Origin of the sequence: Pseudoxanthomonas jiangsuensis, assembly GCF_010093185.1 — a bacterium.
Lineage (GTDB): Bacteria > Pseudomonadota > Gammaproteobacteria > Xanthomonadales > Xanthomonadaceae > Pseudoxanthomonas > Pseudoxanthomonas jiangsuensis.
On record NZ_PDWL01000044.1, the window covers coordinates 1 to 9,950 of the forward strand.

Annotated in this window: 8 protein-coding genes, 1 pseudogene and 1 riboswitch; of the genes and pseudogenes, 3 read left to right on the forward strand and 6 right to left on the reverse strand. The window is 70.4% G+C overall.

Annotated elements, in window-relative coordinates; all coding sequences use genetic code 11:
- The first annotated feature begins 345 nt into the window (after positions 1-345).
- On the forward strand, positions 346-600 hold the full coding sequence (locus CSC62_RS16810) for a hypothetical protein (protein WP_162407833.1): 255 nt from the start codon (positions 346-348) through the stop codon (positions 598-600).
- A gap of 25 nt (positions 601-625) precedes the next feature.
- Here the strand turns inward: CSC62_RS16810 and gcvP are convergent, their stop codons facing one another.
- Entirely contained in the window at positions 626-3,544 is a 2,919-nt protein-coding gene (gcvP, locus tag CSC62_RS16815; protein WP_162407834.1) for an aminomethyl-transferring glycine dehydrogenase, read from the reverse strand.
- Between the two features lie 48 nt (positions 3,545-3,592).
- A riboswitch (glycine riboswitch) is annotated at positions 3,593-3,712 on the reverse strand.
- Positions 3,713-3,930: 218 nt separating this feature from the next.
- On the opposite strand from gcvP, the gene CSC62_RS16820 reads away from it, so the two are divergent.
- Both CSC62_RS16820 and CSC62_RS16825 read left to right on the forward strand, forming a co-directional pair.
- Positions 3,931-5,184, forward strand: a complete 1,254-nt coding sequence (locus CSC62_RS16820) for a multidrug effflux MFS transporter (protein ID WP_162407835.1) — start codon at positions 3,931-3,933, stop codon at positions 5,182-5,184.
- 35 nt (positions 5,185-5,219) lie between these two features.
- Entirely contained in the window at positions 5,220-5,645 is a 426-nt protein-coding gene (locus tag CSC62_RS16825) for a hypothetical protein (RefSeq protein WP_162407836.1), read from the forward strand.
- Positions 5,646-5,804: 159 nt separating this feature from the next.
- On the opposite strand, the gene CSC62_RS16830 is transcribed toward CSC62_RS16825, so the two are convergent.
- The 5 genes and pseudogenes from CSC62_RS16830 to minC form a co-directional block, all read right to left on the reverse strand.
- A complete protein-coding gene (locus CSC62_RS16830; protein ID WP_162407837.1) occupies positions 5,805-7,799 on the reverse strand; it encodes a M2 family metallopeptidase in 1,995 nt (664 codons plus the stop codon).
- An 89-nt stretch (positions 7,800-7,888) separates the two neighbouring features.
- The gene (locus CSC62_RS16835; RefSeq protein ID WP_162407840.1) at positions 7,889-8,362 is read right to left on the reverse strand and encodes a hypothetical protein; all 474 of its coding nucleotides are present in this window, start codon (positions 8,360-8,362) and stop codon (positions 7,889-7,891) included.
- Positions 8,359-8,613, reverse strand: coding sequence for a cell division topological specificity factor MinE (gene minE / locus CSC62_RS16840; RefSeq protein WP_162407838.1), 255 nt, complete (start codon positions 8,611-8,613; stop codon positions 8,359-8,361). Before minE ends, CSC62_RS16835 begins: the two co-directional genes overlap by 4 nt.
- Positions 8,614-8,616: 3 nt before the next feature.
- Positions 8,617-9,426, reverse strand: coding sequence for a septum site-determining protein MinD (gene minD, locus CSC62_RS16845; RefSeq protein WP_162407839.1), 810 nt, complete (start codon positions 9,424-9,426; stop codon positions 8,617-8,619).
- A gap of 90 nt (positions 9,427-9,516) precedes the next feature.
- Positions 9,517-9,870, reverse strand: a pseudogene (gene minC / locus CSC62_RS16850) (septum site-determining protein MinC); the annotation flags it as partial.
- Positions 9,871-9,950: the final 80 nt, after the last annotated feature.

Genomic DNA, 9,950 nt, shown 5'->3' on the forward strand with positions numbered 1-9,950 from the left:
GGCTTGCGGCTGGCCATGGGGCTGGCTCCTGCGGGCGGCGGGGAACCGGCATGGTCTGCAGGAGCGCGTTCAGCGCGTGCGCAGGGAAAGCGAAGGCGGCGTGAATACCGGGGCGCACACGGGCGCTGGAACCGTGACGCCGGTTCGGAATGTGCCGCTGCGGCATGGCCGGTGCGCCGGCCTACATCGGAGGGCCAGGCAGCCGGCGTGCCGTGGATCCGTCCGATCGGGCCCGACGCATGACGCCGGTGTCACGCCGGCGCAGGCATCTGTAGCCGCATCGCGCCGAGGCGCTTCCGCACGGAGTCCGCCATCGGCCACCTTCGCCCGCATTGGAGCCCGACCATGTCCAAGCCCCCGAAGGAGCGGCGCACGCCGCCGACCACCGCCGCGACCGCCGACCTGCGCGCCGGCCTCACCCCGGCGCAGCTGGCCACGCTGAAGACCATGGAGCAGTTCCAGTGGCAGCTGCGCTTCGTCCGCCGGCCGATGTTCCAGGCGCCGGTGCCGGTGCTGTTCGACCGCAGCGGCGAGCGCTACGTGGTGCTGCGGGAGGACGGCAGCATCGACCAGAACCCGACCCTGCGCCTGCGGGGCTGACCCGCAGGTGTCAGCGGCGCAGCGCTCAGGCGGTCTCTTCCCTGTACGCGTCCACCGGGATGCAGGCGCAGAACACGTTCTTGTCGCCGTAGACGTTGTCCACCCGGCACACCGGCGGCCAGTACTTCTGCTGCTTCAGGGCCGGCAGCGGGAAGGCGGCCAGCTCGCGCGGGTAGGCGTGGGTCCACTCGCTGGCCGACACCTGCAACGCGGTGTGCGGGGCGTTGCGCAGAGGGTTGTCCTCGCGGTCCAGGCGGCCGTCCTCGACCGCGGCGATCTCCTGGCGGATCTGGATCATCGCGTCGATGAAGCGGTCGAGCTCGTGCAGCGACTCGCTCTCGGTCGGCTCGACCATCAGCGTGCCCGGCACCGGAAAGCTCAGGGTCGGGGCGTGGAAGCCGAAGTCGATCAGGCGCTTGGCCACGTCCTCGGCGGAGATGCCGGTGGCCTTCTCCAGCGGACGGATGTCGAGGATGCACTCGTGCGCCACAAGGCCATTGCGGCCGGTGTAGAGAGTCCTGTAGTGCGGCGCCAGCTTCTTGGAGACGTAATTGGCGTTGAGCAGGGCGACCTGGGTCGCCTTGCGCAGGCCCGCGCTGCCCATCATGGCCACGTACATCCAGCTGATCGGCAGGATCGAGGCCGAGCCGAAGCTGGCGGCACTGACCATCGGGCCGTTGCCGGTGCCCTCGGTGCGCAGCCCGCCCTCGTCCAGCGTCTTCGGCAGGAACGGAGCCAGGTGCGCCTTCACCGCGCACGGGCCCACGCCCGGGCCGCCGCCGCCATGCGGGATGCAGAAGGTCTTGTGCAGGTTCAGGTGCGAGACGTCCGAACCCCACTTGCCGGGCTTGGCTACGCCGACCAGCGCGTTCATGTTGGCGCCGTCGGTATACACCTGGCCGCCATGCCCGTGGACGATCCGGCAGATCTCGACCACGTCCTCCTCGAACACGCCGTGCGTGGACGGGTAGGTCATCATGATCGCCGCGAGCTGCGCCGAGTGCTTCTCGGCGGCGCGGCGGATGTCCTCGACATCCACGTTGCCGTTGGCATCGCACTTGGTGACCACGACCTTCATCCCGCACATCTGCGCCGAGGCCGGATTGGTGCCGTGCGCCGACTCGGGGATCAGGCAGATGTCGCGGTGGGTGTCGCCGCGCGAGGCGTGGTAGGCGCGGATCGCCAGCAGGCCGGCGTATTCGCCCTGGGCGCCGGAATTGGGCTGCAGGCTGACCGCGTCGTAGCCGGTGCATTCCACCAGCATCGCTTCGAGCTCGTCGATCAGCTGGCGGTAGCCCTGCACCTGGTCGGCCGGGGCCAGCGGGTGGATCGCGCCGAACTCGGGCCAGGTCACCGGGATCATCTCGGCGGTGGCATTGAGCTTCATGGTGCACGAGCCCAGCGGGATCATCGTGCGGTCCATCGCCAGATCCTTGTCGGCCAGGGCGCGCATGTAGCGCAGCAGTTCGTGCTCACTGTGGTGGGTGTTGAACACCGGGTGGGTCAGGAACGCGCTGGTGCGGCGCAGCGGCTCGGGGATCAGCGACGGCGCCTCGGCGTCGAGCGCGTCGATCGAGGGCAGGGCGGCGCCGTCGGCGGCAGAGAACACATTCCACAGCGCTTCCACGTCGGCGCGGGTGGTGGTTTCGTCCAGTGAGATGCAGATCGATCCGTTGCCACGCACCCGCAGATTGATCCGCGCCTGGCGGGCGCGCTCGAGGATGCGCGCGCCGGCGTCGCCCGGCTCGACGCACAGGGTGTCGAAGGCGCTGGCGTGCACCGCGGCGTGGCCGAGCTGGCGCAGGCCGGCGGCCAGGATCGCGGTCAGGCGCGCGACCCGCGAGGCGATCCGGGTCAGGCCCTCGGGGCCGTGGTAGACCGCGTACATCGAGGCCATCACCGCCAGCAGCACCTGCGCGGTGCAGATGTTGGAGGTAGCCTTCTCGCGGCGGATGTGCTGCTCGCGGGTCTGCAGGGTCAGGCGGTAGGCGGGGTTGCCGGCGGCGTCGACCGAAACCCCGATCAGGCGCCCGGGCATGGAGCGCTTGTAGGCGTCGCGGCAGGCCATGAACGCCGCGTGCGGGCCGCCGAAGCCGAACGGCACGCCGAAGCGCTGGCTGTTGCCGACCACGATGTCGGCGCCCATCTCGCCCGGCGGCTTGAGCAGGGTCAGCGCGAGCAGGTCGGTGGCGACCACGAACAGCGCCTGGTGGCCGTGGATCACCTCGGCATCGGCGGACCAGTCGGCGATCCAGCCGCTGGAGGCCGGGTACTGCACCAGCACGCCGAAGTAGTCGCCGGCGGCCAGTTTCTGGTGGAAGGCCTCGGTCGAACGCACGACCTCGACGGTAAGGCCCAGCGGCTCGGCGCGGGTGGCCAATACTTCCAGGGTCTGCGGATGGGTGTCGCCGGCGATCAGGAACACGTTGGACCTGGACTTGGCCGAGCGCTTGGCCAGGGTCATGGCCTCGGCCGCGGCGGTGGCCTCGTCCAGCAGCGAGGCGTTGGCGATCTCCATGCCGGTCAGGTCGGCGCACATCTGCTGGAAGTTGACCAGCGCCTCCATCCGGCCCTGCGAGATCTCCGCCTGGTAGGGGGTGTAGGCGGTGTACCAGGCCGGGTTCTCGAGGATGTTGCGCAGGATCACCTTGGGCGTGTGGGTGCCGTAGTAGCCCTGGCCGATGAAGCTGCGGAACACCTGGTTCTTCCCGGCGATGGCGCGGATCTTCGCCAGCGCCTCCTCCTCGGTGAGGCTGTCGGGCAACGCCAGCGGCGCGGGCGACTTGATGCTGCCGGGGACGATGGCGTCGGTCAGGGCCTCGAGCGAGGGCTGGCCGACGGCGGCGAGCATGGTGGCGATCTCGGCGTCGTTGGGGCCGATGTGGCGGCCGACGAAGGCGTCATGCTGCTCGAGTTCGCGCAGGGCAGGGGCGTGCTGGGACATGGAGGCGGTCCGGACAGGGGCAGGAAGGCGCCGCGCGGTCGCGCGGCGGGATGCCCCTCTGTCCTTTTGCCTGAGAGTTTGGAAGCTGCGCGGACGAGGTCGCGGCTTCGTGCCCCTTCGGCGCCGGCGCGGCCCGGGCGGGCGGCCGGTCTCTCCAGAGTGTTGTTCACGGGCGGTGGTATGGGAGCCTGAGCGATTACGGGCGTTTGCGCCTTCGGCAGCGGGTCGCCCCGCTTCTCCCACCGCACGCGGTGTGGCAGCGATTATACCCGCCGTGGCGGCCGGCCGGCCGGGGCATGGCTTACCATGGCGGCGCATTCAGGACCGGCCGGACAGGCGGACGCAACCGACGGGATCCCCGCCAGCATGCAGGACACCGATACCCCATGACCACGCCCGCCCCAGCCGGGCCTTCGACCCGGCGCCTGGCGCTGCTGCTGGCCGGGCTGTCGATGTTCGGCCCGTTCTCGATCGACACGATCTTCCCGGCCTTCCCGCAGATGGCCGCGCAGTTCGGCGCCGACAAGGTGGCGATGCAACAGACCATCGCGGTCTACCTGGCCGCCTACGCGCTGATGAGCATCGTCCACGGCCCGCTGTCGGACGCGATCGGCCGCCGCCGGGTGATCCTGGCCGGGCTGGCGGTGTTCACCCTGGCCTCGGTCGGCTGCGCGCTGGCGCCGGACCTGGGCACCCTGCTGGCGTTCCGCGCCCTGCAGGGCCTGTCGGCGGGCGTGGGTCTGATCGTCGGCCGTGCGGTGATCCGCGACGTGCTCCAGGGCCATGACGCGCAGCGGCTGATGAGCCAGGTGTCGATGATCTTCGGCATCGCCCCGGCGATCGCCCCGGTGATCGGCGGCTGGATGCTGGGCGCCGGCCGCTGGCCGCTGATCTTCTGGTTCCTGGCGGTGTTCGGGGTGCTGCTGCTGGCCAGCGTCGGCCGCTGGCTGCCGGAAACCCACCCGCCGGAGCTGCGCCTGCCCCTGCGGCCGCGGCGGCTGGTGCGCGACTACCTGGCGATCGGCGCCAACCCACGCTTCCAGCGCCTGGCCGCGGCCGGCGCGCTGAACTTCGCCGGGCTGTTCCTGTACATCGCCTCGGCCCCGGACTTCGTGATGGAGCTGCTGGGCCTGGGCGAGCGCGACTTCGCCTGGCTGTTCCTGCCGACCATAGGCGGCATGACCCTGGGCGCGTTCGTGTCCGGGCGGATCGCCGGGCGCTGGCCGCCGATGCGCCAGGTCGAGGCCGGGTTCGTCTGTTCGGCCCTGGCGGCACTGGCGAACGTGGCCTACAACGCCCTGGCGCCGGCGATCGCGGTGCCCTGGGCGGTGCTGCCGATGAGCCTGGCTGCGTTCGGCGTGGCCCTGGTGTTCCCGGTGCTGACCCTGTCGATCCTGGACATGTACCCACGCCAGCGCGGCTCGGCCTCGTCCCTGCAGGCGTTCTTCCAGCTGGTGCTCAACGCCGCGGTGGCCGGCCTGCTCTCGCCCTGGCTGAGCCACCACGGCCTGCACCTGGCCTTGGGCATGGCCGTGTTCGTCGCCGGCGGCTGGCTGTTCTGGCGCTGGGAGGCGCGGGTGGCGCGCCGGTTCCCGCCGCCGCCGTCCTCGCCCATGATCGAGCCGGGCGAGCAGCTCTGAGTCCCGACGCATTCCCCCCTTCCCGGAGATCCCCCATGTCGATCCAGTCCAAGGCCCGCCGCGATGCGCGCAAGCGCAAGACCGACCGCGAGCGCAACCAGGCCCGGGCCGGCCAGCCGCCGATCGAGCCGCACGCCGAGCTGCGCGACCGCGACGGCAACCTGCTGGCCGGGGTGGTCCGCCAGAGCGGGGTCTGGGTGCTGGGCATGGACGGGCGCATCGCCGGCAGCAGCGACAGCGCCGCGCAGATGCTGATGCTGATGCGCCGCGCCCAGCGCCTGCACGATGCGCAGGGCGTGCCGGTCAAGCTGGTCTACTCCGACGCCCTGCGCGACGAGGCCGAGCTGGAGGCGGCCACCCAAGGCAAGTCGCTGGCCGACTACGAGCAGCAGCTGGAAGAGGAGATGGCCGCCGCGCAGCCAGTGGCGGCGGACGCGGAACCGGGGCCGACCGCGCACTGAGCGCAACCGTCGCCCTGCGCTCCTGCAAGGGAAGCAAAGGCACGGCGGCCCGGCCTGAAGCCGGCGCAACCCAACGCTTCTGCGGTTGCCGAGTGGCTGAAAAGAAACGGGCGCCTAGGGCGCCCGTTTCCGTAGTGCGTTCGGTTGGAAGCCGCAGCCTCAGCCCTGCGTTTCCGGCGCCGCCGTCGGTGTCGCCGCCGTGGTGCCTCCGGCCTGCCAGCCGCAGGACTTGCCCTCGTTCTGCTGCTTGAGCCATTCCTGCAGCGGGGCGAAGTACTCCAGCACCGCGCCGCCGTCGATCTGCTCGCTGCCGGTCAGCTCCTTCAGCGTGGCCTGCCACGGCTGGCTGGCGCCCTTGGCCAGCATCGCCTGGAACTTCCGGCCGGCCTCGGCGTTGCCGTAGAAGGTGCATTCGTACAGCGGCCCGGTCTGCCCGGCCGCCTCGCACAGCGACTTGTAGAACTGGAACTGCAGGATGTGCGAGAGGAAGTAGCGGGTGTACGGGGTGTTGCCCGGCACGTGGTACTTGGCGCCCGGATCGAAGAACGCCTCGCCGCGCGGGGTCGCCGGGGCCACGCCCTGGTACCTGGCCTTCAGTTCCCACCAGGCCTGGTTGTAGCGGTCCGGGGCGATCGAGCCGTCGAACACGCCCCAGCGCCAGCGGTCGATCATCAGCCCGAACGGCAGGAACGCGACCTTGGCCAGGGCCATGCGCATCTGCGCGTTGATCAGCGCCTCCTGGCCCTGCGCCTGGCCCTGGACCATGCCGATCGAGGCCAGGTACTTGGGCGTCATCGCCAGCACGATGGTGTCGCCGATGGCCTCGTGGAAGCCGTCGTTGGCGCCGTTCTGGAACAGCGGCGGCTGCACGTTGTAGGCCAGGTCGTAATAGATGTGGCCCAGCTCGTGGTAGATGGTGGTGAAGTCCTCTTCGTTGGGCTTGATGCACATCTTGGTGCGCACGTCGCCTTCCATGTTCATGTCCCAGGCGCTGGCGTGGCAGACCACGTCGCGGTCCAGCGGCTTGATGAACTGGGTCTTCTGCCAGTAGCTCTCCGGCAGCTTGGGCATGCCCAGGGAGACGTAGAAGTCCTGGGCGCGCTCGGTCATCTGCTTGGCCACCGCCAACTGCGCCTCGCGCTCGGCCTCGAAGCGGGCCTTGGCGTCGGCGCCCTGGCCGCGCTTGTACAGCGCCGCGCCCAGGTCCTGCTGGTACTGCTTCTCCAGCGCGCCGGTGATGTCCAGGCTGCCGGCACCCTTGTACGGCTCCAGCATGTCCCAGAGGTTGCCCCAGTCCTGCTGCCACATGTTGCCGGTCAGGTGCGCCGGGATCAGGCCGCCGGCGACCTGGCCCTTCTCCACGCCGTAAGCCTGCTGCAGGCGGTCGCGGGTGTAGCAGTGCAGCTGCTCGTACAGCGGCCTGACCTGGTCCCACAGGCGGTCGGTCTCGGCGGCGAACGCGTCCGGGGCCATGTCGTAGCCGCTGCGCCACATCACCCCGGTGTCGGCATAGCCCAGCTCGGCGGCGCCCTCGTTGACCAGCTCGACGAAGCGCGCGTAGTCCTGGCGCATCGGCGCGGCGGTGGAATGCCAGCCCTGCCAGGCGTCGAGCTGGGCGTCGTAGTCGCGGCTGGAGCGCAGCACGTCCTCCAGCTCGCCCAGCTGGCGGCAGGTCTTGGCCGCGCCTTCGCCGGTGCAGTAGCTGCCGGCGCCGTAGGCGCCTTCCATGCGGGCAGCAATCGTGGTGAGTTCGCTCAGCTTGGCCGGGTCCTTGGGCGCCGGCATCGAGGTCATCAGCTTCAGCAGGGCCAGGGCGCGCTTGCTGTCCTCGGACATCGGCTGGCCCTCGAACTTCTTGGCCTCCTCGATCCAGACGTTGAGCTGGGCCAGGGCGCGTTCGTTGGCCTTGGCCGCGATCCGCTGGCTGTCGTCATTGATGTAGGTCGAGGACAGCCACTGCGCCGAGGTGATCTCGGGGAAGGCGGCCTTGTACTCGGCATTGATCCGGGCGACGAACGCGTCGGCGCTCTCGCCGCCCTGGACGGCGGCGGGCGCGGGCGCGGCGGCCTCGGGCGCCGGCTCCTTCTTGCAGGCGGACAGCGACAGCAGGCCCGCGCCGAGGGCGAGCGGCAGCAACAGGTGGCGGTGCTTCACGTGGTGTTCCCCGATGGATGCAGTGCCGGCAGGCTAGTGGGGCCGGGTGCGCCGGGCAAGTGGACCTTGGGAGGCCCCGGCGCGCGGCGTCAGGCCGGCAGCAGGCCGCGCTCGGCCAGCCAGGCGCGCGCCTCGTCGGCGTCCTGCTCGAACCACGCCCGGGTCGAACCCAGCCGGTAGGTGTAGCCCCAGGTGTCCATGTCGGCCATCAGCCGCGGGCTGCCCACCCCGGGCAGGCGGCCGGCCAGCACGATCTGCAGGTAGCAGGTGGCGTCCTCCTCGGCGACCGAGTCGGTGGCGTCGGTATGCACCGCGGCCCGCCGCTTGGGCGGCAGCACGATCAGGTGGCAGGCCTCGTGCAGCATCGAGTGCACGGGCGTGTCGCCGCGCACGTAGACGGTGCCGGCGATGATCCCGGCCTCGGGCTCGCCCCAGTAGCTGCCGGGGATCGGCGCGTCGTCGGCTACCGTTTCCAGCCGCAGGCCGTGGCCGGCCAGGAGCGCGGCGGCATCGGCGAAGGCGATGTCGCGCAGGCGCAGGACGTCGGCGGCGGCGTCCTTCAGCCCTGGCCGTCCGGCAAGGCCACCGAGATGTCGAGCACGTCGTGGTCGCCGTCCTTGATCACGTCGACCTTGACCGCGTCCACGTCGACGTTGACGTACTTCTTGATCACGTCCAGCAGCTCGCGCCGCAGCAGCGGTAGGTAGTCAGGCGCGCCGCGGCTGCTGCGCTCCTGGGCGATGATGATCTGCAGCCGGTTCTTGGCCGTGGACGCGGTGTCCTTCTTCGCCCGCAGGAAATCGAACACACCCATGGCTCAGCCTCCGAACAGCTTGCTGAAGAAGCCCTTCTTCTCCAGGGTGGTGAAGCGCAGGGGCCGCTCCTCGCCGAGCAGGCGGGCCACGGCGTCGTCGTAGGCCTGGCCGGCCTCCGATTCGGCTTCCAGGATCACCGGCTCGCCCTTGTTGGAGGCGTTGAGCACGTCGCTCGATTCGGGGATCACGCCCAGCGCCTTCAGCCCGAGCACCTCCTCCACGTCGGCGATGCTGAGCATCTCGCCGCCGGCCACGCGGGCGGGGCTGTAGCGGGTCAGCAGCAGGTGCGCCGGCAGGCCCTCGCCGGCCTCGGCGCGGTGGGTCTTGGAGTCGAGCAGGCCGATGATGCGGTCGGAGTCGCGCACCGAGGACACTTCCGGGTTGACCACCACGATGGCCTTGTCGGCGAAGTACATCGCCAGGAACGCGCCCTTCTCGATCCCGGCCGGGGAGTCGCAGACGATGTATTCGAAGCCGTCGGCGGCCAGGTCCTTGAGCACCTTCTCCACGCCTTCCTGGGTCAGCGCGTCCTTGTCGCGGGTCTGCGAGGCGGCCAGCACGAACAGGTTGTCGAAGCGCTTGTCCTTGATCAGGGCCTGCTTGAGGGTGGCCTCGCCGTGGACGACGTTGACGAAGTCGTACACCACCCGGCGCTCGCAGCCCATGATCAGGTCGAGGTTGCGCAGGCCGACGTCGAAGTCGATCACCGCGGTCTTGTGCCCGCGCTTGGCCAGGCCGATGGCAATGCTGGCGCTGGAAGTGGTCTTGCCCACGCCGCCCTTGCCGGACGTGACTACGATGATTTCAGCCAATGGAGGTCTCCTGGGTGCCGCGTGCGGGGTCGTGTCGGTGGAAGCGGGGCGCGCGGGCCTTGGCGGAAAGCGCCGCGGCCGCGCGCCGGGTCATTCGAGGGCGGCCAGCTTCAGCTGGCCATTGTCCAGCCACACCTGCACGGCCTTGCCGCGCAGGGTGTCGGGGATATCGTCCAGCACCTTGTAGTGGCCGGCAATGGCCACCAGCTCGGCCTGGAAGTCGCGGCAGAAGATCCGCGCCTCGGCATTGCCCTGGGCGCCGGCCAGGGCGCGGCCGCGCAGGCTGCCGTAGACGTGGATCGAGCCGTCGGAGATGACCTCGGCGCCGGCGCCGACCGTGCTCAGCACGGTCAGGTCGCAGCCTTCGGCGTACAGCTGCTGGCCGGAGCGGACCGGAGTCTTCTGCACCTTGCCGGGGGCCTTCGGCGCGGCCGCGGCGGGTGCCGCCGGCACCGTGTTCTTTTAACGAATCCCAGGCCCCCAGAAGGAGACCACTATAGTCTGGACGCTTTTTGTGTGACAAA